We start from the raw sequence: 26,092 nt of genomic DNA on the forward strand, positions 1-26,092 counted from the left end.
ATCATGGCAGACGAAGCAATTAAAAATGGTGTTTTGGATATTTTGGCAGATTTGACAGGTTCGGATGATGTGAAAAAGAACTTGGATCTGAACTTATTTGAAACCGGATTGCTTGATTCAATGGGAACGGTTCAGTTGCTATTGGAACTACAGAGTCAGTTTGGCGTTGACGCACCGGTTTCAGAATTTGATCGTAAAGAATGGGATACACCAAATAAAATCATTGCAAAGGTCGAACAAGCACAATGAAAAAACCGATCGGGAAGATCCTTTGGCGCGGACTTGGCCCGTTGCTGATCGCTATCATCCTGGTCGCTGCGTTGATGCTCGTGCCATTTAAGTTTGGCCGCAGCAGCCAAGCAACGATCAGGCAGGCGGCCAGCTCCATGTCGGCCAACGTGCTGAAAGGCGAAACTATAAAAAACGAGGCCATGGCCGAAAACTATGTCCCGTTCATTGGGTCATCCGAATTGTCGCGGATGGACGCATTTCACCCTTCCGTGTTGGCTCAGAAGTATCATCGTGATTATCGCCCATTTCTCATGGGAATGGCGGGAACGCAATCACTCACGCACTTCTTGTCCATCAATGCCTTGACGCATGTTGAAGGCAAGAAGGCAGTGATGGTGCTGTCCCCACAATGGTTTGTACCAGGCGGCGTTCGCAAAGCCCAGTTTGATTATTTCTATTCGCCGGCACAGATGACGACCTTCTTACTTCATGCTAACCCGAATTCGGAAGCGGATCGCTTTGCAGCCAGACGGTTACTTCAATTTCCGTCCACCGATTCTGATCGAACCGTCAATGAAGCACTGAAGAATATTGCTGCCGGTCAGAAACTGTCAGATGGCCAGTATTGGTATTTGAAGCAGGTCAAGGATCCAATGGCTGATCATCAGGATGCGTTGTTTTCACGGCTATTTTTAAATAATAACCAACCGCAACTTGATAAGGCTGCCAAGACATTGCCAAGTACTTACGATGTTGATGATCTAGATGGATTGGCAACGCGGATGGGGATGCAGGAGACGACCAATAACCCATTTGAATTGAAGAATGATTTCTACACAAAGCGGGTTAAGCGGAACATGCCGAAATTAAAGGGTTCGCAGGCAACTTGGAGTTATGTTAAGTCGCCTGAGTATTCAGACTTACAATTAGTGCTGAATACGTTCGCCAAGAAGCATATGGAAGTGCTCTTTGTTATCCCGCCGATCAATGCAAAATGGGCGGCCTTCACCGGGCTGGATCTAGGCATGATTCAAAACACGGTCACCAAAATGAAGTATCAGCTGAAAACACAAGGCTTTAATCACGTTTTGGATTTGAGTCAGGATGGGGCACAGCCTTACTTCATGGAAGATACCATTCATATTGGCTGGCGCGGCTGGCTGAAGATGGATCAAACGGTGCGGCCATTTTTGAAGACAACCAAAGCAGCTCCCGTTCATTACAAACTCAATGATCAGTTTTATACCAAACACTGGCAGCAGCAATCGGCCAATGGGTTGGATTAGAGGCCAGTCAGGTTTAGGTGCCATCGCATTATGTAGTAAAAAGTGAGGCAAGCATAAAAAACGAAGGGCAAACGAATTTCTCCCATGTCGGGAAAATCCATTTGCCCTTCGTTTATTTTCTGTATGCAAGTTGACTCAGCTTTGATCGCTGGCAAGATCAATTAAATGTTTGGCGGTGGGTTGCGCATCTTTATTGTCCATCACAACAGTCAGAACAACATTTTGCTCGCGGCGCTGAATGGCACTGCCTCCTTCGACTGCAAAGCCAAATACCTGCTGCAGCGCTTGCGCTAAAAAGCCGGCTTCGAGTTGAAAGTCGGGATCGTCATAAGTACGAATCCGAGTCGCGACAACATCTCCTGCAAGCAGATATTGGCGCTCTTGCCGTTTCTGTTTAAGTGGCGACAAAGTTCCCAGACCAACCTGGGTGAATAGCTGTGGTAAGGCAGATTCCGCGACAGGTAATTTGGTTGCCAAGTCACGTCCAGCCCAATAGAGAATATGGTGCTGTTCTTCACCTAGCATATTTGGCAGCATAAGATCGCGCATTGCCGTGATTGCAAAGAATGAAACCGAGCCGGGAAGGTTCAGCAGGGTGGTATAATCAGATTTTGCCATGTTGTGCCTCCTGTTTCTATTCGTCTAGTATAGCTGAAAAATGGATTGATAACATACTTTTCTGAGTGCTTGCATTTTTTTTGGATTAAACTCACAATAAAGACTCGGAGCTTTATAGCGGAGGCCAGCACGATAAGGGATCGACGGCTGCGTTCCTTTTCGAGGGATAGGGTTGATGTTGGGAATACCACGGGATGGGTTGGCGTGAAAGGGTGGCCGACAGCGGCTTTCTGGACACGGCGACCACTAATCGGCGGTCTTGCCGTCATCAAGTGATTCAAAAGGAGAATTATGATGAACAAGCAACCAATCGGATTTATTGATTCAGGTGTCGGCGGCTTAACGGTTGTGAAAGAAGCGCTCCATCAGCTACCGGCCGAAAACACCATTTATTTAGGGGATCAGGCACGCTTGCCATATGGACCGCGGCCAGCTGAGCAGGTTCAGGCATTTACTTGGCAGATGGTCAACTTTTTACTCACCAAGCATATCAAAATGCTGGTAATTGCGTGCAATACGGCAACGGCGGCAGCATTACCGTTAATCAAGGCCAGATTGAAGATCCCGGTCATCGGGGTGATCAAGCCTGGTAGCCGAGCAGCGTTAAAGGCAACCCAGACCGGCCATATTGGTATTATTGCTACGGAAGGTACCGTCAAAAGCGGGGCGTATCCTAAAGCTTTACGAGCCAAAGCACCTAACATTCGCCTCACGAGTCTGGCCGCGCCCAAGTTTGTGTCGCTGGTGGAAAGTAACGAAGCGCACTCACCGATTGCCAAGCGTGTGGTAGCGGACACCTTGCAGCCGCTTTTGCATCAAGATATTGATACACTGGTGTTGGGTTGTACGCATTATCCGATTTTGCGGCCGATTATTCAAAATGTGATGGGTGAAGACGTCACGTTAATTGATTCTGGTGCTGAAACCGTTAATGATGTTTCGATGTTACTTGACTATTTTGACTTAGCCAACGATGGTAGCGAGGTGCCAACGCATACGTATTATACGACCGGCGCACCATCAATGTTTGACGAATTGGGGGAATCATGGTTGGAACTAAAAAAACCGATGCACGCACAGCATGTTGACATTGATACACAACCAACGCATTTTGTAGAGCCGACTTCTGAGGCGACTGATAAAACCATTGTCATTGCCAGCAAGAACCCCGGCAAGATAAAAGAATTTAAAGCGATGTTTGAGCCAGCGGGGGTAACCGTTAAAAGTTTGGCTGATTTTCCTACTGTGCCCACGGTGGATGAAACCGGGACCACTTTTGAAGCAAATGCCCGCCAAAAAGCTGATCAGTATGCACAGGATTTAAATTTGCCGGTGCTTGCCGATGACTCAGGGTTGATGGTTGATGCCTTGGATGGACAACCGGGAATCCGTTCGGCGCGCTATGCCGGTGACGGTCACAATGATGCGGCAAATAACGCCAAACTGCTGGCTGCTTTGGCCGATGTCCCTGAAGAAGCGCGAACGGCAACGTTTCATACGACGCTGGTATTAGCCAAGCCCAATCACCCTGAAGCCGATTTGGTGGTTCATGGCGATCTATCCGGACGCATCACGGCGATCCCCCGTGGAACAGACGGGTTTGGGTACGATCCTTTTTTCCTGGTGCCGGCGTTAGATAAAACGTTAGCCGAACTGACCGCGGATGAAAAGAATGAAATTAGTCATCGTGGTAATGCAATGCGCGCATTGGAGAAGGTTTGGCAGGCATGGTTGGAGGAAAATGTATGAAGATTTTGGCAGTGAGTGACACACATGGCGACCGCGATATTTTGGCGGCTATTTTGAAGCAACAGCCGAATCTAGATGGTTATTTTTATGCGGGAGATTCGGAATTACCTGCAAACGATCCGCTTTTTAAAATTTATCGTGCAGTCGCAGGTAATATGGATTTTGATCCGGATTTTCCCATGACCGTTACAGCAACTATTGATAACACCACGATTTTTATGACACACGGACATCGTTTCGGGGTGAACTTTGGACTGGATAAGCTGGTGGCGGCGGGGGAAGCAGCCCACGCACGGCTTGTGATTTTTGGTCACACGCATCAGTTGGGCGTTGAAGAACATGCCGGGATGATTGTGTTGAATCCAGGCTCTATTAGCCAGCCGCGAGGGCAATTCGCCAATCTCGGCGGCACATATGCCACGGTTACTTTTACATCCGATCAGATTCACGTTGATTTCTTGAAGCGTGATGGCAGTATCGTTGCACCGTTAAGCCGTGATTTTTTGCAATCATCACACTGATTACGAAAACATTGTGGCAGCGGAATAGGCGAGTATAGAAAAACGGTCCCAATTACGGAACCGTTTTTTATATGGTCATCTTTAATTTGAGGTTAAAGAAATAAGATCTTATACGTTAAAACAGCTAGGATAGCAGCGGCGATGGGTGCTACAACCGGAACCCAGGCGTAACCCCAATCGGAGCTGCCTTTGTGTTTTAGTGGCAACAGTGCATGCAAGATACGCGGTCCCAGATCACGGGCCGGGTTTAATGCTGGTCCGGTTGGGCCACCCAAGGATGCTACCAGCGTTGCCACGAGAAATCCTAAACCCATGTGTGCAGTGCCCAGGTTGTTCTGGAAGAAAGGCGCCTTAGTAATACCCAGAGCGCCAATAAAAAGAATGTAGGAACCGATAAATTCATTAACAAAACCATTCAGCTTACTCTTGGTGGCACTAATCGTACTGAAAGTTCCAAGAATATGCTGTGTATTGGTGGTGAGATCATAATGCGGTTTATACGCGGCAACGACAAGCAGCTGGCCTACCATTGCTCCTGCCATCTGAACGGCAATATATGGTAGCACCTCGGACCAAGGAAACATGCCTGATGCTGCTAATCCTAAGGTAAAGGCGGGGTTGATGTGGTTACCGGAGATGGCGCCAAACATCATGGCAGGGATCATCACCCCGGCACCATACCCAACCGCGATCAACAGCCAATCGGAGCCATTTCCTTTGGTACCTTTCAAATCAACGTTGGCAACGGAACCGTTCCCTAACAGAACCATAACGGCGGTCCCAATAAATTCAGCGGCTAACCGCACTCCTAAATCATATGTCATTTTTTTCCTCCAAATTAGTCAAAGATCATTAAAGTTTCAGTGGAGCTTATACAAGTATAATTATTGCTCAAGATAGTGTATCAATTTTTATAAATACCGTCCATTGAAATTCCCTTGGAGAGCGCGTTATAGACAGCTCATGGTAAAATAATATGAGGTGTTTATCCGTCTTTTGGCGGATGGCACTTACCTTAATGAGCGTTAAGATGCTGTAAAGAAGGTTACTTAGCTCAACATAATTTCGCTTTTTTAAACTAGAATAGCAATATCAAAAAGGAGCTAGTCATATGTTAAATCAGGTCATTGCCAACATGCTGGTTGAGAATCGGCATCACTTTATGATCGCTGCGGATATGGTGGCAACGGTTTCGGAGAATAATCCCTTGAGTCACGCTTTTCTTGTGCTTACAAAGGTTAGATATGCAAAGATTCCCGTGTTGGATCATGATTCGAAGTTCAAAGGACTCATCTCACTACCTATGATTACCGACACGATGCTGGGGCTGGACCATATCAGTTTTCAATCTTTGGACACCATGACGGTTAAAGACGTGATGCAAACGGATGTCGCCACGATTAACGACCCATATGATTTGGAGACTGTGTTACATTTGCTGGTCGATAATCCGTTTATTCCAGTCGTTCAGGATGGCTACTTTACGGGAATTGTGACGCGACGTGAAGTGATGAAAGGCATCAACAACATTGGCCACAACATCGACAAGCAGTTTCAATTGGAGCCGGTCACACCGGTAACGGAGAAAGAATCCTAATTGATTAAAACCAGCAAAGCAAATGAATGCGTGCTGGTTTTTTTGCTGTCATCAGGCATCCCGATCGCTTTCCGGTTTATCCAAAAAGACAGTTGCCAAAACCCCAATCACGAGACTGACAAGAACAGCCAATACAGCAGCCAGCGTACCCGTAGTTGGCCAATAAGGAGCAATCCCTGTTTCAATCAGAATGACCACCGCCGCGGCGACAATGCCACAAACCGAGTAATAAACCTCAACCTCAAAATGTTCTAGTAAATAACCCATTAGTTTGGCAATGGCAATGAGCCCGATCAACGCACCTACCATAAAAGGTACCAGTAAGGCGACAGATCCCATCGCAGACGTAAACCCGGCCCAATTACCGGCAACCAAAGCCCGAGCAGCATCACCTAACTGACTGACAGCATGGTAAACCGTGCCATATTGATCGATCACCATGAGCATGACCGATCCGGAAATTCCGGGAATCGCCATTAATGATACGGCAAAGATACCTGAAAAGCCCATGATTGCGGCATCCTGCACGCTCGATAGTCGTTGAATGGCGATCAGGTTCTCCGGTTGGGTGCCGCCAAGCTTGGCTAATCCATAAATCGCAATAAATCCGCCAAGCACCAACAAAAGATACCACCATGAAAACGGCTTAAGAACCAGCTTGCGATAAATGAACGGTCCGATCCCCAGTACCAAGCCGATGAAAAAGCCGTAACTCGGTAATGGCCAGTGGGTCGTGATAACCAGAACCGCTTTAGTAGACAAAAGGATCCCGACGATTGCGCCTAAGCCAACCGGGGTCAGAAAGCGTAAATTTTTGCGCGGATTGGCGCGAAAGTGATTAAGTGCATTTAAGAGGCGATCATAAAGCCCAACCACAACCGCAAAGATACTGCCGGAAAGTCCGGGAATGACAAGTGCAATGCCGATAATGGCACCTTTGATAAAATTAAGCATGACATCTCCTTATAGATGGATTTATTAATAGACAAACACGGATAAGGTCGATCATGAACCTGCTTGCAGATTCAGCGGCGGTGTAATGACATGAATGCCGGCAGATTTCAATGCGGCAATGTAGGCAGCCAGGAAAGTTCGTTGGAGGCTGACTTGTTCACCATTTTCGGCGTAGAACAGAACCTGATAGGTAAAAGTTCCGTTTTTTTCTTCAGTCAGGCCAAGGATATCCGGTCCATCCGTAATGGTTGAGAATTTCGGTACCAGATTGTGATTGACATGTTCAATCGTTCGGCGGACCAAATCAAGATCGGTCGTTGGGGCTAACGGCAATTTGATAAGTACCTGCATGTTGCTGCGCGAAAGGTTGCTAACAATCGTAATGTTGCGATTAGGAATAAAGTTAACCGTACCATCGTAGCTTTTTACTACAGTTGTGCGTAACCCTAGGCTAGTGACGGTTCCGGAAATCGTTCCTAGTTTAACCACATCACCAACATCAAACTGGGCTTCTAACAAAATGAAGAAACCAGTTACGACATCATTGACGAAGCCCTGAGCGCCAAAGCCGATCGCCAACCCGGCAACACCAGCCCCGGCGAGCAACGTGCCAACAGGAACCCCTAATGTTGAGAGGATCGCGTAAAAATAAAAGAAGAGAACAAAGTAGAAAAAAAGATTTTTGGACAACGCGTGGATAGTTTTGACGCGTGTTCCTGATAACTTGGCGCGATGTTGGTAACTTTTAAAGGTGCGATTGATGGCAAATTGGCCTAAGCGGTAGAGCGCAAGAAACAGAATTGAGAAGAATAGCAACGAGAGCACTTTATCAATCAAAGTTCCGGCAATCTGGTCCCAATTTATTTTCGTAAAGTACCTTAACCAGACATTGGATTGTCCAGTCACGGTCGCGGTTGTGAAGATCGTGCGAATCACGTGATGGCCTCCTTTGTATTAGCCTCATTTTATCAGAATCAGGGCTAGCTTGCTGGGGATTTGCCGCGTGTGAGGCAATTTTTAATGTTAGGCAGGGTTGTGGAGAAAGTGCGAGTGGCGAGTGTGGGGACGGATGGTTTCAATATGTGGTTGTAGGTGCAGAAAGCTACGTCTGAAATCGGCTTAGGATCTGAAACGCGTTTACGGGATCGGAAATCTGGAAATCTGCATGTAAGGACCTTGGATGTATTGACCACAACCCGGTCACCACGCTCAAGGCCACTTATATTCTGGTTTACGCCCATAACGCGCTCGCCAGCCCAGAAACCTGCGTGTAAGGACCTTGAGACTAAATGGCCATAGCCCAGCCATTTAGTCTCAAGGCCACTTATATTCTGGTTTACGCCCATAACGCGCTCCCCGGCGCAGAAGTCTGCGTGTAAGGACCTTAAGCGCAATGGCCAAAGCCCGGCCATCACGCTTAAGGCCACTTACACTCCGACTTCTAACCGCGCCGGCTCGCGCTCATGCTCTGAAACGCGTTCGCCAGCCCAGAAACCTGCGTGTAAGGACCTTGAGACTAAATGGCCATAGCCCAGCCATTTAGTCTCAAGGCCACTTACACTCCGGTTTCTAACCGGGCTGGCTCACGCTCTTTAAATCTTTTGCACGCGTGTTGTGACGATGTTATGATTAATGTAACCAACTGGTTTGAAATAGGAGGGTGTTGGATGTCAGGTGGAGAGATTGCTTGGATTATTGCGGCAACGGCTTTTTTGATTATTGCTTTGGCGATTGCCATCATTGCTGTTCGCGTTTCTGGCGTAACCAAAGAAGTTAAAGAAACCGTTGCTGAGACGAATAAGACGTTGGATACGATCAACGGGGAGCTTGGCATTTTGACGAAAGAAGTTGAAGGCCTACTTGCCAAGAGCAATACCCTTCTTGAAGATGTAAATGGCAAGGTGGCGGCGATTGATCCGGTCTTTACCGCGATTGGTGAACTTGGCGAAAGTGTTTCGGACTTGAACCAGTCAACGCGTCAGCTCACTCAGCGGGTCACGAATGGTGCAAAAAACGGGGCTAAGGCAACGGTTGCTGCACGAATGGGTGCCAAAGCATTTTCAATGTTGACCAAAAAGAAACATCAAAATGAATAGCAGGGGGAAACATAATGGCTAAAAAAGGACATTTTTTGCTTGGATTTGTATTTGGAGCTGCTAGCGCCTTGGCAACGACTTATTTATTGACACCGCAAACCAGTGATGAGTTGAAGCGGCGGGTTAAGCATGCGTCTGAGAACCTTGCTGATCGCGCGGTTGATTATTTCGATTACGCCAAAGAAGCAAGTGCTGATTGGAAGCAAAGTGCAACGGATTTCGTAGATGAGATCAAGACGCGCGGTAACGATGCTGACGGGTCACAAGCCTTGGCTAATTATGATGCTGCAACCGAACAATTACGCGATCAGCTGAACACGGCTAATGATACCGATACTTCAGCTGACTTTGATGACATCGTTCTTGATGGTAAAAGTGCGTTTGCGCAGGCGAAAGACGATGATGAAGGTAGTGAAACCCGCACCGATGAAGTGCCTGAACCGACAAAACCGGTAACGATTAAAGAGGCATCAGCAGATTCGGCAGCGGCAGATTCTCAAGCAGCAGATAAGTAATTATCAGCTTTTTGATGATTAAAGATGGCGGCAAACGAAAGGTAACTCCGTGTGAGTACCCTTCGCTTGTCGCTTTTCACATCGTAACGGTCAAGGCGAGCCGAATTGGCTATTTTGGTTAGAAATTGAGGGAGTAACATGTTAAACAGTGAACGTCAGGCGCATATCAAGGCTGCATTGAGTACGGCAGCTGAACCGCTTAGTGCATCGAGTTTTGCACGCCGATTTACGGTCAGTCGCCAAACGATCGTCGGGGATATTGCACTATTACGGGCACAAGGCGAACCCATTATCGCCACCCCAAGAGGCTATACGTTATCGCAACCAGCTGCACTTGAGTTTTTGGTTCCATGTAAGCATACCCCCGCCCAAACCGAGCAGGAGCTTCAATTGATTCTTGATAACGGTGGCTGGATTGAAGACGTTTTGGTTGAGCATCCGTTGTATGGCCAGTTACGCGGGCAATTGAATATTCGTACCGTTGCCGACATGAAACTGTTCTTGAGTCGGGTCGCGCGGTATCATGGCCATCTTTTATCAGAATTAACGGGCGGTATTCATTTGCACAGCATTAGTGTCAAGCAGAAAAGCGACATTGCGAAGATTAAAATGGCGCTTCATCAGGCGGGTATCTTATATGAGCAGCTGGAGGAAGCAGCGGATCAGGGATAAATAGTTTAGTATCTGAGCTTTTAGGCTGAAAGAAATTGGTGAGTGAATCTAAAAAAGGTTCTAGCAATGACTGAGCTTGTCATTGTTAGAACCTTTTTTACTAGATTGACATGTAACCCTCGATTTCAAAAGCGCAACAATTAACGTCACAAGTTAACCATTAATGACCGTGAATTCCTTTGATGTGTGCGTAAATGGTTCGCAGCCGGTTTCCGTGACGTGGACACAGTCTTCAATGCGGACCCCCGCCACTCCCGGAACATAGATACCGGGTTCGATGGAGAAGCACATGCCGGGCTGCAAGATCATATCATTGCCTTCCATGATGGACGGGAATTCGTGCGTCGACATACCGATGCCGTGGCCGAGCCGATGATTGAAGTACTCGCCATAGCCCGCTTTAGTAATGATATCACGCGCAATTTTATCCAGTTCGGATGCTTTAAGTCCTGGCTTAACAGCGTCCATCGCGGTTAAATTAGCCTCAAGACAGATGTCAAAAATTTCCCGTGGCTTACCAGTGACTTGACCAAAAGCAACTGTGCGGGTCGCATCGGACATATACCCATGATTGTCGGTGCCCAGATCGAACAAAACCAATTCGTTAGGTGCGAGTTTTGTTCCCATCGGTTCGCCATGCGGGTTGGCAGCATCGACACCAGCTTGGACAATGGTGCCGAAGCTCATGTGCATGACGCCTTCTTTCATCATGGCATAATCGATTTCAGCGGCGACTTCTTGTTCGGTTGCTCCGGCTTTAATGGCATTGAATCCTGCCTGAAATGCCCGGTCGGCTTGAGCACCAGCGGCTTCCATCTGCTTGATCTCTGAAGCGGTTTTGATCAGGCGCTGTTTTTCAATAAAACGAGAAGCATCAATCGGGAAGGTAGCGTCCGGGAACTGCTTCATGATCGCTTCAAATTTGAAAACGGCGAGATTATCTTTTTCGATTGCCCATTTCGTTGGATTAGGGTTGACGGTTTTAATATGACTCGCCAGTTTTGCAAACGGGTCCTCGTGATCAAGATAACCGAATACCGGGTAGGCCCAGCCGGCTTTTTTGACTTCTTCGATGGTCAGTTGCGGTGTAAATAAGAAGGGATCGTGATCTGGAGCGACAATTAAAGCCGTAATCCGTTCTTCTGGATCTTGGAAGAATCCGGTGTAGTAGTTGATGTTGATCGGGTCGCTAATGTAAGCAAGATCAAGGCCCTCTTCACCGATCCAAGTCTGTAATGCTGCTAAATGTTCGTTCATGATTTTCCTCCTCAAAGGACAAATGCAAAAGTAAACGTCAAAATGACATACCTGATTAAACAGCCACTGGGTAAGTCAGTTTCTTGACGATTCATCATGTCCTGTGGTGTGTTGAAAACAGTTGGTTCAGGTTACTCCTTAAAACTCGCTGCTAGCGGCTTAGCAAGCAACACAAACGCAACTTTACCCATCAGTATAACACGGAGAAAATGCTAAAACTTTCTGAAAAGCCTATTTGTGAAAATTTCATGGAAAAATCAGTAAAACGCTTGCATTGCCGTTCTGGTTCTGTTATTTTGGAATGTAAATAGAGGTTTCGTGAATTTTCATTTTCGCGACTAAGGAGAAAATAAAGTGGAAAAACAAACAATTACAATTTATGATGTTGCCCGCGAAGCAAATGTGTCCATGGCAACGGTGTCACGAGTCGTTAACGGCAATCCAAATGTTAAACCGGCTACGCGTAAAAAGGTTTTGGAAGTCATCGAGCGCCTTGACTATCGACCAAATGCAGTTGCCCGCGGCTTGGCTAGTAAGAAAACCACCACTGTCGGCGTTATCATTCCCGACGTGACCAACATGTTCTTTTCAAGTCTGGCGCGGGGGATTGACGATGTTGCTACCATGTACAAATACAACATCATTCTGGCCAATTCGGATGAGAATAACCAAAAGGAAGTCTCGGTTCTCAACACCTTACTGGCGAAACAAGTCGATGGTTTGATCTTTATGGGGCACGAGTTGACGGATGCGATTCGCGCCGAGTTTTCACGCAGCAAAACACCGGTTGTTTTGGCCGGGTCAATTGATCCTGACGAACAGGTAGGCAGCGTCAATATTGATTACGTGGCTGCGGTTGAAGAGGCGACCAGACAGTTGATTGAAAGCGGCAATAAGCGCGTCGCCTTGGCAACCGGTTCATTGACACATCCGATCAATGGTCAATTTCGCTTGAAAGGCTACAAGCAGGCACTTGAAAAAGCGGGTGTTGCTTACGATGAAAGCCTGATTTTTGAAAATGAACCAAGTTATCAGGCTGGGTTGGCCTTATTCGGTAAGTTGCAAAAGGTTGGCGCAACAGCTGTCATTGCCGGCGATGACGAATTGGCGGTTGGCATTTTGGATGGTGCGCTGGACAAAGGCGTTAAGGTCCCGGAAGACTTCGAAATTATTTCCAGTAACAATACGAAGCTGACGGAAATGACACGGCCACAGTTGACCTCCATTGATCAACCTTTGTATGACATTGGTGCGGTGGCGATGCGCTTGCTCACCAAGATGATGAATAAAGAAGAAATCGAAGAAAAGACCGTTATGCTAGGTTTTGATATTCTTAAGCGTGGTTCAACCAAGTAGGCAGAAGTAACACGATATTCTGGCGGCATGCCAAGCAAGCATAGACGATAAAAAGCAGATGAATCAGCGCATATATGGCGCGGTTCATCTGCTTTTTGGTTTGTTGGTATGATAAAGATCAATGCTGCCATCCGCGCATTGCTTAGACGGTAGTTAATCAGTTAATGGCCGGTACCTGTATTAGTTGACGGGGTTTGCGGAGTAGTCGTGGTACCGCCTGTTGTCGGTGCAGAACTGGTGGTGGCTGCTTCAGTGCCAGTACCGCCACCGGTTGTGCCATTGTTGCCGCCAGTACCGGTAGTTTGCGGCTCACTCGGTTGATTTTCCGAAGTGCCTTGTTGGTTTTGCTGACTCGATGGCACGGTTACGCTAGGTGTACGACTGCTAGAAACTGTTGCTGATGAAGGGGTTTCTGTCGTAATCGGCGTTTCCTGATGTTCTTTTTTAGCCTCGGTGGAGCGGCCGTTAGCATCTGACACTTGGCCATAACCATTGCTTTTGCCATCAAGATAATCGTAGAACAGCTGATAATTATCTTTACTGCCGCCAATTGCAAACTCGGCCTTGGCGGTTGGCTCCCAGTCATTATAAAGGCTGGTCACAGTTGAGCCGCCAGTACGGTAGGTGTGCCCGTTAAACGAAAGACTTGCAGCCGGCTGACCGGTTTGTTTATCAACGGTGACGGATTTGACGGTGCTCGGTCGACTTAGTTTCTTATCCGCTTTGAATTTTTTAGGAATAGTATGATATACCGCATTGGCCAGTTTTGCCCAATATGCTTCATTGGTCATCGAGCTATTTTCCGTGAGGGTATAGTTCGTGCCATTACTATTATCGTACCCCATCCAGCTGGCAATCGTGATGCCCGGAGTTGAGCCGATGAACCAAATATCGCGAAAATCGTTACTGGTCCCGGTTTTACCAATCAGATTATCGGTATTAAATCGCAACTGATAGTTCAGGCTTTCCGCAGTTCCGGATGCAACCACGTTTTTGAGCATCTGGTTCATAATGTAGTTGGTGCCTTTAGAGAAAACCTTGGTCTTTTTGACTTGATGGCGATAAACGGCATGGCCTGAGGGATCGACAATTTCGGAAATGACGTAGGCGGGAACATGTTCACCTTGATTGGCGAATGTTGAAAAGGCGCTGGCTTGCTCCTTAACGTCGACCCCGTAATCAGTACCTCCAAGTGCCAGACCAAGTTGACTATAGTCGTTGTCGGTCAGGGTGTTGATCCCCATCTTTTCCATGTAGGCTTTGACGTTTACGGATGGCTTGATATGTTTATATAGATTAACAGCAGGAATGTTATAGGATTGTGCCAGTGCTTCAGTGGCAGGGATAAAGCGGTTTTGGATCTGGCCGCCATAGTCAGTGACGCTGTAATTGTTCCCGAGATTGGTTTTGAAATCAGCTAAGGCAGTTTGCGAGCCGATAATTTTTTGGTCAATCGCAGGGGCATAAACCAAAAGTGGCTTGATCGTCGAACCGGGGGAACGGAGGGTATAAATATGGTTGAGTTCGCCGGTAACGCCGCCAACAAAGCCGAGAACGGCCCCGGTTTGATTATCAAGGACAACCGATCCGTTTTGAACCGGGTATTTAACGGTTTCCGTTTCACCGGTTTTCGGATTAATCTGACTACTGGTATAAGTTTGACCGAACGTATCACGGGTTGCGCGCATGACAAATTGCATGCGATCATAAACATCTTTGTCAATCGTGCTCTTAATGCGATAGTTTTTGGACGCAAAAAGATCACCTGCCTGTCGGAGATAATCATTGTTTAAAGCGCTATCTTTTGCGAGCTCTGCTGCAGAATGGCCATCGCTTTTTGCTAATTTCTCGGCTAACAATGATTTGGCTTCACTTAGTACCATGTTATAGACATAACCATACTCATCATCATCCTGGTCTGCTTTTTCTGGCTGGAGAAAGGCACCCTTTAGATCAAATGATTTGGCAGCAACATATTGACGATGGCTGATAACGCCAGCCCGGTACATGCGGAAGAGGACGGTTTGTTGGCGATTGATACCGGCTTTGAGACTGGTTTTCAATTTACCATCGGCCGTGTAAGGGGTATAGACAAATGGACTTTGCGGCAGGCCAGCGATGAAAGCCGCTTCCGGCAAGTTAACTTCCTTAGCCGAAACCCCAAACAGTCCTTGCGCCGCTGCTTCAACTCCGGCAATATTTTGGCCTTTGTTATTACGACCAAGCGTAGCAACATTGAGATAGGTTGCCAGAATGGTGTTTTTACTGAAGTGATTGTTCAAGCGCCGGGCCAGCATAATTTCAGCAGCCTTACGCTTAAAGGTTGTCTCCGAATTTAAAAACATCATTTTGACCACTTGCTGCGTTAAAGTTGACCCACCTGTCTGACTGCCCATACCGGTTAAGTCGGAGAAGAACGCACGGATAACCGCCTTAGGAACAATGCCGTTGTGGCGATAGAAGTCTTCATCTTCAGTGGCGATAATCGCCTTGGTGAGCCATGGCGACATCTCATTGAGGTTGACTTTGGTTGAGTACAGGTCGCTTTTAACATCGCTAAGCTTGACGTTGTGGGCAAAATACATGCTGGAAGTGCGGCTGGTATTGGACAACGTTGCTTTCATAGCAGTTTCAGTTGGAATTGGCGTTGCGTCAATAATCGACACAAAATAGCCGCCAAACAAGCCGAGGCCAAACACGACAGCAATGCCTAAAACGCCTAATAAATAGTAAACAGTTGTTTTGATGCTTTGAAGTGTGACGTTGCCATAATAGACAACGGCAGCTTTACCCGTTAGTTGTTGATTGGTATCTGCTTTGGAATCGGGATGCCGGGTCACGAATTGCGTGAACCAACGACAAAATCGAGTCCCAAGCGTCTTGACCCGATTGACGAACTTTTTCAAGTGCTTGTCCCACCTTAAATTTTGGTCTAGTACGCCTTAGTATACCTTAAAAACAGGGCGGATTCTAATGCTGTAAATGGGGAGTGCCAAGTGAGGTGTTTGGAGGTTTGAATCTAAGGAGCGTTAGGCTTGGGGTGGTGGTTTTTTAGGGGGAGGTTTACGCGTGCGGGCTGGTTCACGCTCTGCTCTAAAACGCGTTCACCAGCCCAGAAACCTGCACATAAGGACCTTGAGCGCAATGGCCAAGCCCGGGCCATCACGCTCAAGGCCACTTATGTTCCGGTTTCTAAGCGGGCTGGTTCACGCTCTGGTCTGAAACGCGTTCACAGTCGCAGAAATCTACGTGTAAGGACCTCAGACGCAATGGCCAAAGCCCGGCCATCACGTCTGAGGCCACTTACACTCCGATTTCTAAGCGCGCCGGTTCACGCTCTGGTCTGAAACGCGTTCACCGGCGCAGGAGTCTGCGTGTAAGGACCTGGGGCGCAATGGCCAAAGCCCAGCCATCACGTCCCAGGCCGCTTACACTCCGACTCCTAAGCGCGCCGGTTCACGCTCTTGCGACTTAACTTTCATTGTGTAAGACTAATAGCATATGTCATGAATGAGAGAATGGAGCAGGTTATGTATCGAATTATTTTGTTTGATGTGGACGATACCTTGTTGGATTTTAAAGCAGGGGAATTAAAAAGCCTGGCAAAAATGTTTGCCAAGCTGAAATTAACGTACACACCGCGGATTGAAGCGAGTTATTTAAAGATAAATGCCAATTTGTGGCGCGATTACGAAGCAGGTCGTATCACTAGACCGGAACTTTTTGATGTGCGGTTTGCCAAGCTATTTCGGCATCATCGCATTGATGCTGATCCGCACTTGGCTGAACGCACTTATCACCACTTTTTGGACCAAGAAGCGATCTTATTGCCACATGTTATGGAAACCTTGGATGCACTAAAAGATTATCGACTCTTCATTGTTAGTAACGGTATTGAGCCGGTTCAGCGCCAGCGATTGGCTACCAGTGGCTTGATTGATTACTTTGAGGATATTTTTGTTTCTGATAGTGTGGGTAGTCCCAAACCGACTGTCGCGTTCTTTGATTATGTTGCTAAACATATTCCGCGGTTTAATCGCAACGAGACGTTGATTATGGGCGACTCGTTAACCTCGGATATTCAAGGCGGGATTAACGGTAAGATTGATTCGATCTGGTTTAACCCGCATTTTCAGCCGAATCGCGATCAAATTACCCCGACTTACCAACTGAACGAATTTAGTGATCTAACTAAATTACTCTTGGCTAATTAACGGCTGTCTGAACTGATTAGTCGGCTAAACGAATGGTGCCGCTCGTAACCACCATGGTACCTTGGGCCGTTTGTAACAGTAAGGCACCATTATCATCAAACCCGCTGATTGTTCCGGTCAGCGGGTTTTGTGTGCCATTCACCGTAATTCGGCGGCCAACCCATGCAGCTTTTGCGCGATAAATCGGCATAATGGTTTCCGGATTGGCAAATAGACGCATCAGATTGGTTAAAAATCGGCCTGCCAGTTCTGGACGCGGATCGCTATCTGGCTGATTGGCAAGTAACGTGGTGATCGGCTGATCGGTTGGCAGCACTGCTGATTGAGCCGGAAAAAGATCAACCCCGATGCCTAAGACCACAGCGTTGTGTTCAATGAGTGCTTCCGCTAAAATGCCCGCAACCTTGCGACCACCTTTTTGCAGATCATTCACCCATTTGATCGCGGTCACAATGCCAAACTGGGTTTCAATTGCTTGCTGCAGCGCAACCCCTGCAGCTGGTGTGATCAGGGACTGACTGATTTGCGGATGGAATGCGTAACTAAGATAAAGCCCCGCATCGGCAGGACTGGCAAAATGTTTGCCATGGCGGCCGACTCCGGCAGTTTGTTCACCGGCAATAAGAATTTGGGGAACCGTACTGTTATTTTGAACGGCGTGTTTTAAAACGGTGTTGGTAGAGGTCACGGTTGCTTGAGTAGCAACGGCTGCACGCAAATGAGGATCGTCTAACCATGGATCTAAAGCATGAGGTGTAAACATCATAAGCTTCCTTTCTGATTTGCATCGCACAAACGCCAGAAGTCACCGCAACATCGTGAGTTGCCGACTTCTGGCGCTTGGGTTGCATGATTAGTTTAAAGAGCGTCAAGGCGTTAGTGTTCGCAGCGCAATCAAGCGGGCAAAGTCACTTCACTAACCGGCTAATTGCATCGGCATAGATGGCGACTGCTGCCACAATGTCTTTGATCGGCATATATTCATTTGCCTGATGCATGACATTTTCCTGGCCTGGCATTTGGGCACCAAAGGCAACACCGCGTTTGATGATACGACCATAAGTGCCACCGCCAATGACTTGTTCATGACCGGGGATGCCTGTGTGATCACTAAAAGTCTGAAGCAATGTCTTGACAAGTGGATCATCACCAGATACATAGTGTGGTTCCTGAGCGTGACCGCTGACTGCCACATTGTACTGATCTGCTCCTAGCGCCGTTTCAATCTGATCACGGATTTTGGCTGCATCGGTTCCTTGCGGGTAGCGGACATTGACCAGAACGCTTTGGGGACCGTCTTGCGTAAAGGTGAAGATATCCGGACTTGCGGTCAGGTCGCCCATTAGTTTATCGGTATAATTAATCCCTAAATGGTGACCACGTGAGTCTAGATGAAGGTGGTTGGCAATCATGGTCAGATAGGCTTTCCCGGCTGGATCAAATGGTAAGTCGGCCAAAAGCGTTGCTAAATAGGTTGCGGCGTTTTTGCCATCTTTTGGTTCTTGGGCATGGGCGCCTTTTCCAATCAATTCAATCGTCGTCGGGTTGCCTGGTGTCAGGGTGAGGGCGACTTCTTGCTCTGCCGCCCACTTCTCGGCTTGCGTCATAAATGCTTCCGGTAATGGTCCGCTGATGACAGCCTTTGCTTCTTGTGGCACCATGTTTGGCCGAATACCGGCGGAAAAATGATTCAACGTTAGATCAGCGGTTGCAGCGGCGATTGGTTTTTGAACGATTTCAAAACTGGCAATCCCCTTTTCGCCATTGATGATAGGGAATTCCGCGTCTGGTGAAAACCCGAAGTCGGGAGCAGGTTCAGTTTCGAGATAGCGGTGAATACCGACCCAGTCAGACTCTTCATCGGTACCAAGAATGAAGTGAATCTTTTTATTAATCGGCAACTTGAGATCGCGAATGAGCTTTAAGGCATAGTAAGCAGCGATACTTGGGCCTTTGTCATCGCTGGTTCCGCGCCCATAAATCTTGCCATCGCGAATAACGGGGTCAAATGGATCGGTTTGCCAGCCTGGTCCCGCGGGCACGACATCAACATGGCCAAAAAGCCCAAAGATTTCGTCGCCATCGCCTAATTCGATGCGGCCGGCAACATGGTCGACATTTAATGTTTTGAAACCGTCCCGCTGTGCAATCGTCAAAAATGCTTCAAGCGCTTTGGCCGGTCCCGGTCCGAGAGGATACTCATCGGTTTGATGGTCAGTATCACGTTCCGAATTGATCTTCAAAAGTGTGGTTAGATCTGAGAGAAGTTGGGGTTCCAATTTTTCAGCTTCTTGCTGCCAATTAATGGTCATAAGGTTAACCTACTTTCTTACTAGTGTTGCCTTAAGAATAGCATGTTTAAGGCATAGAAACGAATGAATGACTCGATCATTGATAATGCGTAGTGAAGACAGACGCCGCGCCTATTGATAGAGCAACTCAAGTTTTTAACCGATGTTCAGGACACTGGCATTGAGAAGCGGTGTATCGAAGGCCGTGTCGCCAAGTGCCCAGTGAAGGAGCGGTTTTTGGTTTTCGGGGATGCTGCGATAGAGCGTGAGCCAGATATGCATATTCTCGGCGGTTGGCAGCACCTGTAAATCTTTGGCGTTTAACCAACCGATTTTTGTTTTTAAATACAGCTGGCCGCTTTGATAACGGGCTGCTAATACCCAGTAGCATTTGTGATTGCCAACATGGCCGGTAATGGCTTGCTGATGTAAGGGATCGGCGTGCACGGGTACCTTAAAGTGTCGGCTGGTGATGACGATGCGCTGATGGAGAAAAAGACTTGCCCAACCGGCTTCAGGGGCAAGGTTAATGGTTTCGGCAGGGACAAACGCATTGTCGCCAATTTGATAGTAAGTACTGCCAGCGAGGGAAACCATGCTGGAAATCATGATCGGGGTTTGCGGTGCCAGCCGTTCAGAGCGCAACAATGGCTGATAAGGATTTTCATAAACTGGCAGTGCAGCAAGGCTTGAGTTTGCGCCAAGATCATTGATGCTGGTGGTGACAGCAGCTGCCTTAAGCGTTTGAAACTCGTGGCCGAGGCTGGTGTAATTAGTGACGACGCCATCAATGTTGAGATTGACGAGCCAAGTCCATTTCGCCCGATCCTCGTTCATTTCATCCCAGACATAAACTTTCTTACCAAGATCATGCAGTTGGGTGACAAGTTGCGGCGTCACTAAATCGGAACTTAGATTAATACCGTCCACGTACGTCAAGACGTCAAAGTTGATCCGCTTAAGCGAGCCAACGATCAAAATTCGCGGAATATTTGGTAGAACTGCCTGCAAGCGTTTGAGGCTAGCTGCTGAGAATGAATGAAACATCACGCGATTTTCCATGTGATATTGCTTGATCAGGGCCGCAACTTTGTCTTCTAGATGCGGATGCGGTTCACCTTTTACAATTTTAGTCTCAATCAGGAATTTATGCTTTGTTTGTTGCTCATGGGCGAAGAGTTCCTCTAGGCTGTGAATCGGTTCGCCATTTTTGGTATGATATTGCTGAAGTTGTGCGAAGTTTGTTTTCGCGATCGCCAAGTTGGCACCAGTCGTTCGCTGAATCGTGGTGTCATGTTGAATCACAATCACACCATCTGCACTTTCATGGACGTCAAGCTCAACGTAATCAGCTCCGTTGTTAAAAGCGCTGTCGAAACTTTGAAAGGTCTCTTCCGGATAATTTAAAGGATCACCACGGTGGCCGACTAGCGTAAACCCCGAAAGCAGAAGAAATAATGGCACTAAAAAGACTATCAGTGTGAGTCGTTTGCCCATACAGGCTGCTCCTTTCCAGAAAAAAACATCATACCACAAAGATAGCACCGCAACGCGACTGGGACAATTTCCCATACTTCGTGAAATCAAATAAGGAGCCTTAATTGAAAATGGCAGAAAAATATCAGGTTTTCGATTTAATTCAGGAAATAACGCGTCTTGACGGGAGTCGTTATTTCGAGCTAGGGAACGTCATGATGAACGGACGTGCCGAAAAAGCCGCGATGAAAGGGTTTATTAAGCGGGTCCGGATCGTTCAACTGAATATTGCCCATTCGACGGCCGTGACGACTTATGAAAAATATATTAATGAACATTACGAGTTTCCACCGGCCGATTTAACGAGTTGGGAAGAATGGGACAAGCCGGAGGGCCCAATTCGTGACGCTTATCATGAGATCCTCAAGCAAAATCACGTCGGTTAATTAGCTGCTGCATTCACTTGTCTCGGTGAAGGTACATGGCAGCCGAATATTTTAATAAAAATATCAATTTTTAAATGAAGTCCAGCATCATTACGGGTGTAGGCGCGCCATTTTAGAACTTCCGGTTTAAACCGGTCGGGGATTTTGCGTTGGATTGACGCCACTTATATAATGTAAGGCATATGAAAGCGAGGGGTCCGCGTGAAATACATAGGTAAATGGCTACTGCCGTTTATAGCGGCAATTGCGGTTTTTATCGGCATGCAGTTTGATAGCGGCCTTTATACCAAACCGATTGGGCGAGTCGAAGCCGTGAAAGTAGTCAAGACCGAGAGTCATCAGGATGAAGACCAGAATCACGATCGTCTGGTGAGGCAACAGGTGCAGGTTCGGCTGCTGAATACTGCTAACCGGGGGCGGCGGGTCACCATGCATAATACCTACTCGTTTAGCGGCGGCTTGGATAATCAGCTGCGGGTTGGTGAGCAGGTGTTTTTGGATGTCAATAAAGGCACCTACACATTGAACAACGTCAAACGAGACGCAATTCTGGCGGGGCTTTTGGTGCTAACGTTTGGTTTGATTTTCCTTGTGATGGGACGGCGTGCTTGGTTAACGAGTATCAGTATTTTGCTGAATACGCTGATCTTCTTTGCGGCAGTTGAATGGGAAATTGGCAGTAAACAGTGGCAAGCCTGGTGGTTATTTGTCGGGTTAGCGGTTGTTTTTACTGTTTTAACGGCTGTCTTCATTGTCGGATTTAAAGCGATTGCTGTTGCTATTTCTTTGGGATCCTTGGTGGCGACCGGACTGGCAGTGGCGCTTGGTTACGGGATTATGGCCATGACAAACTACAATGGGGTTCATTTTGAAGAGGTCAAATATGCTACCCAAACGCCGCAGTTGCTGTTCTTTGCTCAGGTTGTTATCGGTTCTTTAGGAGCCGTGCTTGATGAAGCAAGTGATATTTCGGTCGCTATTTTCCAGCTTCACGAGACGGCTAAAGAACGATTTCGCGCTGGCATGGCCATTGGACGGAATGTGATGGGTCCCTTAATTTCCGTGCTTTTCATGATCTTCATCGCCGATACGTTTATGGAGTCGGTTTTGTGGATTCGCAATAATAATTCGATCGCGCAAACGGTTATCTGGGTGATGGGACTTGGTTTTGCCCAAAGTCTGATTAGCGCATTCGGCATTGTCCTGGCAGTACCGGTGACCAGCGGATTAGCGGCGTTAATGGCTAAGATTAAGAAGGTGACAGCATGAACGCGATTCTTGCGCTAGCCTTGGTGTTAGTGGTCATGATGTTTATCGTTGGCGGCAAGCAAGGCTTAGCGAACTTCTTTGCCTTGGCTGCCAATGCCCTGCTTATGATTTTGGTCGTGATATTAATGGCCAGCGGGTTCAATCCGATTATTGTCGCGGTTATTTTTGGCTTAATCATTTTAGCGGCAACGATCTTTTTGAGCACCAATCAGCTTAATGTTGCTGGGCCTGCGTTTGTTTCTGCTTTATTGATCATGACGTTACTGGTCGGTTTGATTTTGGTGGTCATGACCTTAAGTCAAACAGCCGGTTTCGGGCCGGAAGATTCCGAGAGCCTTGAAGGTTTCTCGGTGTATATTGGGGTTAGTTTTCCACACATTCTGATTGCAACAACTTTACTGGGCACGCTTGGCGCCATCGCTGAAGCGGCGATTGCGGTCGCAGCCGGGATGGATGAAATTAAGGATCAAGCGAGCAGCGCGGGCATTAAACAAATGGGTCATGAAATCATTGGAACGGCTTTAAACACGCTGTTCTTCGGTTTTTTTGGTGGTTTTTCCTCTTTGTTTATCTGGTTTGCTTCCCTTAGATATCCTTTTTCACAAGTGATTAATAACAAAATTTTCGTTGGCGAGTTATTGCAGGTCTTGATTTCGGTTATTGCGGTGATCTTAACGGTACCGATGACCACTTGGGTTGTGGCGACAAGACATGCACATCGTCGGAAGGAGTAACATGCAATACTTTATTGCGGACACCCACTTTTTTCACGCGGATCTTTTAGGTGATAATGACTTTGCACCGCGACTTTTTCCATCTGTAGAAGCAATGGACGATGCGATGATTCAAGCTTGGAATGCACGGGTTGACGATCGGGATGTGGTGTATCATTTGGGCGACATTGCCATGAATCCGGAGCATTTTCCCCAGCCGCCGGAAGTTTTGGCAATCTTATTGCAGCTTCACGGTCGCATTGTTTTTATCAAGGGCAATCATGATTATGAATCGTTATTCAAATATCTGCACCGGCATGACCCGGGCGTAAATGGTTTGCCTAAGTTCACGTTTCATTCGGTTGGTACGATTATCAAAGACGATCACACGCAATTTATTATGACACACTATCCGCTGATGATGGGAATTGTGAAGCAGACACTGAATCTACATGGTCACATTCATCACAATAGTGTCAACATCGCGGAAAATATCAACGTCGGCGTGGATGCACCGGAGCGCGATTTACTGGTGCCGCATTTGCCTTTCGGGACGCCACTGACGGCAGCTGAAATACATGAGATTTATCGACTAAAGGTTGCAGTTTTGAGTAAGGAACGGTAGCGATCAGAAGCGGTTTGACCGGTCGCAATTTCGGGCATAGGATGAAATTAGAATGGATTGATAGCAATACCTTGAAAAGATGCTGGTTGCAAGGAGTCTAAGGAGGTGCCTTGTGGAGAAGTTGGTGATCCTGCACACGAATGACTTGCATTCCCACTTTGAAAATTGGCCAAAAATTCGGCGATTCATGTTAGGAACACGGGCGGCTGAGCAAGCGCAAGGAGCTAGTGTCTTAGCGTTTGACGATGGGGATGCCATGGATCGATCCGTGCCACTAACCGAGGCAACCGATGGCCAGATTAACATTCAATTGTTAAACGAAATCGGTTATGACGCAGTAACCATTGGCAATAATGAAGGCGTCGGTAATCCGCATGCAGTGCTGGAACATTTATATGATCATGCCAATTTTCCGGTTGCACTTGCCAATTTATTTGAGCCGGATGGGACCAGACCACGCTGGGCAAAACCGGTTGTTATGAAGCAGACACCAGCAGGAACCCGAGTGGCGATTGTGGGCTTTACGGCACCGTTTTTTCTCACGTATGAACCGAATGGCTGGCAGGTTAAGACGGTGGCGGATGTTTTCCCGGCAATACTTAAGCAGCTGGAGGGTTCGTATGATGTTTTGGTTGTTTTGTCGCATTTAGGCATTGAAGCCGACCGACATTTGGCGCAACATTATCCGCAAATAGACGTCATTATCGGTGGGCACACGCATCACTTGCTCCCTGAAGGCGAATTGCATGGCACCACTTTGTTAACCGCCGCTGAAAAATATGGTCATTATGTTGGGAAAATAACCTTAACCTTAAATGATGACCATCACATTCAAACGCGGCGAGCCGAAACTTTTCAAACGGCTTTGTTGCAAAGTGCCGCGGCGGATCCACGTGAGATTCAAGGCTATGAAAGTAAAGGAATCGCCTTATTAAAACAACAGCAAGTCGCACATTTACCTAAACAGCTAGCCATTAGCTACGATCGGCCCTCACCGTTACTTGATTTTGGTTTAGCCGCGGTGGCAGCAACCGCTCAGACGGATGCTGCAATTTTGAATGCCGGCTTGTTTTTGACCCCTCTTGGCCCCGGGGTTGTCACCCAAGCCGATTTGTTAGCTTGCTTACCGCATCCGATGCATTTACTGAAGGTGACTTTGAGTGGTAAGGAACTTTGGCGGCTGATCATGGAAATGGAAAAGAATCGGATGTTTTTACGACACTTTCACATGATCGGGATGAGTTTTCGCGGGAAAATTTTTGGCGATATCGGCTATCGCGGGATAACGGTGGATCGGGAGAAGCGGCGGGTTTTATGGCAAGGTGAGCCGCTGATTCCGGAGAAGCAATATACGTTTGCGACCGTCGACAACTTTTTATTCATTCCATTTTTCCCAACCATCGAGATTATGGGCAGTAATGAATTGCTTTTCCCCAAAATCTTGCGGCAGGTTATCGGTGACTACATGGCAAAAGTTTATCCAAGATAGTTTCGTGTTATACTTTTGGAACACCCACGCAAGGACTGCTGTGTACGTGCGGCGATGATAAGCCGCATGAAACGATTTTTAGATGAAAAAGGAGGTCATGACTTGGGTGAACGATCACCATTATCCGAACAAATCGATGATGCCTTGATACCGGCCTTAAAAAAAGATTTACGAATCGTCAATGTCGGGCACGATTTGATCACGATCGATGGGCGCCGGTATCGGATTGTCGAGAATTATCGGGATGCCTGCGATCTTGAGCGATTAAATGAACGCTATAATGATATTCTTGATAAGTATGATTTCATTGTCGGCGACTGGGGATATGACCAGTTACGGCTTCGGGGCTTTTATAAAGACGATCGCCGTGGTGCCAGCAAAGATCAGCTTATCAGCACATTAGAAGATTACCTGTATGAATACTGTAATTTTGGCTGTGCTTACTTTGTGCTTGCATGTCTAGACAAGCCCGCCCCTAAGTCGAGTCCCCGCCGGCAAGGACGCGATCAGCATTCGCAAACGACTAAGAATGCGCAGCGTAAACATGCCAATAAGCACCCATTACATGGCAAACGTAAAGCCAACAAACCATACACGGAAAAGTCAGTTCGATCACCGCAATTTCGCGGCGAACAGGCTAAAACCGTACACCAAAACCAACCACGCAAACGGCATTTTACGATCCGTCAACGTGAGACTAACAAGAAGTAGGGACAG

General features: G+C 47.3%; 25 protein-coding genes. 16 read left to right on the top strand and 9 right to left on the bottom strand.

All coding sequences use genetic code 11. The features are described from left to right. Positions 1-3: 3 nt before the first annotated feature. Together dltC and dltD are read left to right on the top strand one after the other, a co-directional pair. Positions 4-249, top strand: coding sequence for a D-alanine--poly(phosphoribitol) ligase subunit 2 (gene dltC / locus EL173_RS03890; RefSeq protein ID WP_005685531.1), 246 nt, complete (start codon positions 4-6; stop codon positions 247-249). Beyond that, entirely contained in the window at positions 246-1,517 is a 1,272-nt protein-coding gene (gene dltD, locus EL173_RS03895) for a D-alanyl-lipoteichoic acid biosynthesis protein DltD (RefSeq protein WP_005692012.1), read from the top strand. The genes dltC and dltD overlap by 4 nt, the downstream gene beginning before the upstream one ends. A gap of 135 nt (positions 1,518-1,652) precedes the next feature. Here dltD and EL173_RS03900 read toward each other — a convergent pair whose 3' ends face one another. Further along, positions 1,653-2,135, bottom strand: coding sequence for a DUF2507 domain-containing protein (locus EL173_RS03900; protein WP_005692013.1), 483 nt, complete (start codon positions 2,133-2,135; stop codon positions 1,653-1,655). Between the two features lie 294 nt (positions 2,136-2,429). Between EL173_RS03900 and racE the strand changes: the two genes are divergently transcribed. Further along, positions 2,430-3,884: a glutamate racemase gene (gene racE / locus EL173_RS03905; protein ID WP_014571192.1), complete on the top strand. Its 1,455-nt coding sequence runs from the start codon at positions 2,430-2,432 to the stop codon at positions 3,882-3,884. Then, complete coding sequence (locus tag EL173_RS03910; RefSeq protein ID WP_005692017.1) at positions 3,881-4,405, top strand: YfcE family phosphodiesterase; 525 nt, start codon at positions 3,881-3,883, stop codon at positions 4,403-4,405. Before racE ends, EL173_RS03910 begins: the two co-directional genes overlap by 4 nt. Before the next feature lie 92 nt (positions 4,406-4,497). Here the strand turns inward: EL173_RS03910 and EL173_RS03915 are convergent, their stop codons facing one another. Then, positions 4,498-5,229 carry an MIP/aquaporin family protein gene (locus EL173_RS03915; protein ID WP_005692019.1) on the bottom strand — a complete coding sequence of 244 codons (732 nt, stop codon included), beginning with the start codon at positions 5,227-5,229 and terminating at the stop codon, positions 4,498-4,500. Between the two features lie 287 nt (positions 5,230-5,516). On the opposite strand from EL173_RS03915, the gene cbpB reads away from it, so the two are divergent. Then, entirely contained in the window at positions 5,517-6,002 is a 486-nt protein-coding gene (gene cbpB / locus EL173_RS03920; protein WP_005692021.1) for a cyclic-di-AMP-binding protein CbpB, read from the top strand. 51 nt (positions 6,003-6,053) lie between these two features. On the opposite strand, the gene EL173_RS03925 is transcribed toward cbpB, so the two are convergent. After that, positions 6,054-6,956 (bottom strand): DUF368 domain-containing protein, encoded by a 903-nt coding sequence (locus EL173_RS03925; protein WP_005692023.1) that lies wholly within the window; start codon positions 6,954-6,956, stop codon positions 6,054-6,056. A gap of 51 nt (positions 6,957-7,007) precedes the next feature. Next, entirely contained in the window at positions 7,008-7,892 is an 885-nt protein-coding gene (locus tag EL173_RS03930; protein ID WP_005692024.1) for a mechanosensitive ion channel family protein, read from the bottom strand. A 731-nt stretch (positions 7,893-8,623) separates the two neighbouring features. On the opposite strand from EL173_RS03930, the gene EL173_RS03945 reads away from it, so the two are divergent. From EL173_RS03945 to EL173_RS03955, 3 genes are all read left to right on the top strand, one after another. Beyond that, on the top strand, positions 8,624-9,052 hold the full coding sequence (locus tag EL173_RS03945) for a DUF948 domain-containing protein (protein ID WP_005714494.1): 429 nt from the start codon (positions 8,624-8,626) through the stop codon (positions 9,050-9,052). 14 nt (positions 9,053-9,066) lie between these two features. Beyond that, the gene (locus EL173_RS03950; protein WP_005692028.1) at positions 9,067-9,567 is read left to right on the top strand and encodes a YtxH domain-containing protein; all 501 of its coding nucleotides are present in this window, start codon (positions 9,067-9,069) and stop codon (positions 9,565-9,567) included. A 138-nt stretch (positions 9,568-9,705) separates the two neighbouring features. Beyond that, positions 9,706-10,239 carry a transcription repressor NadR gene (locus tag EL173_RS03955; RefSeq protein WP_005692030.1) on the top strand — a complete coding sequence of 178 codons (534 nt, stop codon included), beginning with the start codon at positions 9,706-9,708 and terminating at the stop codon, positions 10,237-10,239. A 153-nt stretch (positions 10,240-10,392) separates the two neighbouring features. Here EL173_RS03955 and EL173_RS03960 read toward each other — a convergent pair whose 3' ends face one another. After that, positions 10,393-11,496, bottom strand: a complete 1,104-nt coding sequence (locus EL173_RS03960) for a M24 family metallopeptidase (protein WP_005685546.1) — start codon at positions 11,494-11,496, stop codon at positions 10,393-10,395. A gap of 354 nt (positions 11,497-11,850) precedes the next feature. On the opposite strand from EL173_RS03960, the gene ccpA reads away from it, so the two are divergent. Beyond that, on the top strand, positions 11,851-12,852 hold the full coding sequence (gene ccpA, locus EL173_RS03965) for a catabolite control protein A (protein WP_005685547.1): 1,002 nt from the start codon (positions 11,851-11,853) through the stop codon (positions 12,850-12,852). Positions 12,853-13,013: 161 nt separating this feature from the next. On the opposite strand, the gene EL173_RS03970 is transcribed toward ccpA, so the two are convergent. After that, the gene (locus EL173_RS03970) at positions 13,014-15,758 is read right to left on the bottom strand and encodes a transglycosylase domain-containing protein (RefSeq protein ID WP_014571194.1); all 2,745 of its coding nucleotides are present in this window, start codon (positions 15,756-15,758) and stop codon (positions 13,014-13,016) included. A 624-nt stretch (positions 15,759-16,382) separates the two neighbouring features. On the opposite strand from EL173_RS03970, the gene EL173_RS03985 reads away from it, so the two are divergent. Next, positions 16,383-17,066 (top strand): YjjG family noncanonical pyrimidine nucleotidase, encoded by a 684-nt coding sequence (locus EL173_RS03985; protein ID WP_014571196.1) that lies wholly within the window; start codon positions 16,383-16,385, stop codon positions 17,064-17,066. Positions 17,067-17,082: 16 nt separating this feature from the next. Here the strand turns inward: EL173_RS03985 and EL173_RS03990 are convergent, their stop codons facing one another. From EL173_RS03990 to EL173_RS04000, 3 genes are all read right to left on the bottom strand, one after another. Beyond that, complete coding sequence (locus tag EL173_RS03990) at positions 17,083-17,829, bottom strand: biotin--[acetyl-CoA-carboxylase] ligase (RefSeq protein ID WP_014571197.1); 747 nt, start codon at positions 17,827-17,829, stop codon at positions 17,083-17,085. A gap of 145 nt (positions 17,830-17,974) precedes the next feature. Further along, positions 17,975-19,378, bottom strand: a complete 1,404-nt coding sequence (gene pepV / locus EL173_RS03995) for a dipeptidase PepV (protein WP_005692039.1) — start codon at positions 19,376-19,378, stop codon at positions 17,975-17,977. Between the two features lie 135 nt (positions 19,379-19,513). After that, positions 19,514-20,854: a glycerophosphodiester phosphodiesterase gene (locus EL173_RS04000; protein ID WP_014571198.1), complete on the bottom strand. Its 1,341-nt coding sequence runs from the start codon at positions 20,852-20,854 to the stop codon at positions 19,514-19,516. A 110-nt stretch (positions 20,855-20,964) separates the two neighbouring features. Between EL173_RS04000 and EL173_RS04005 the strand changes: the two genes are divergently transcribed. The 6 genes from EL173_RS04005 to EL173_RS04030 all read left to right on the top strand — a co-directional run bounded on the left by EL173_RS04005 (position 20,965) and on the right by EL173_RS04030 (position 26,086). Continuing rightward, complete coding sequence (locus EL173_RS04005) at positions 20,965-21,279, top strand: hypothetical protein (RefSeq protein ID WP_005685557.1); 315 nt, start codon at positions 20,965-20,967, stop codon at positions 21,277-21,279. 201 nt (positions 21,280-21,480) lie between these two features. Continuing rightward, entirely contained in the window at positions 21,481-22,548 is a 1,068-nt protein-coding gene (locus EL173_RS04010; protein ID WP_005692042.1) for a YibE/F family protein, read from the top strand. After that, positions 22,545-23,282 (top strand): YibE/F family protein, encoded by a 738-nt coding sequence (locus EL173_RS04015; protein ID WP_005685559.1) that lies wholly within the window; start codon positions 22,545-22,547, stop codon positions 23,280-23,282. The genes EL173_RS04010 and EL173_RS04015 overlap by 4 nt, the downstream gene beginning before the upstream one ends. Before the next feature lies 1 nt (position 23,283). Then, complete coding sequence (locus EL173_RS04020; RefSeq protein WP_005685560.1) at positions 23,284-23,886, top strand: metallophosphoesterase; 603 nt, start codon at positions 23,284-23,286, stop codon at positions 23,884-23,886. A 112-nt stretch (positions 23,887-23,998) separates the two neighbouring features. Continuing rightward, positions 23,999-25,375 (top strand): bifunctional metallophosphatase/5'-nucleotidase, encoded by a 1,377-nt coding sequence (locus EL173_RS04025; protein WP_014571199.1) that lies wholly within the window; start codon positions 23,999-24,001, stop codon positions 25,373-25,375. 102 nt (positions 25,376-25,477) lie between these two features. Next, positions 25,478-26,086, top strand: coding sequence for a YutD family protein (locus EL173_RS04030; protein ID WP_014571200.1), 609 nt, complete (start codon positions 25,478-25,480; stop codon positions 26,084-26,086). The last annotated feature ends 6 nt before the right edge of the window (positions 26,087-26,092 follow it).

The organism is Lacticaseibacillus rhamnosus (assembly GCF_900636965.1).
Classification (GTDB): domain Bacteria; phylum Bacillota; class Bacilli; order Lactobacillales; family Lactobacillaceae; genus Lacticaseibacillus; species Lacticaseibacillus rhamnosus.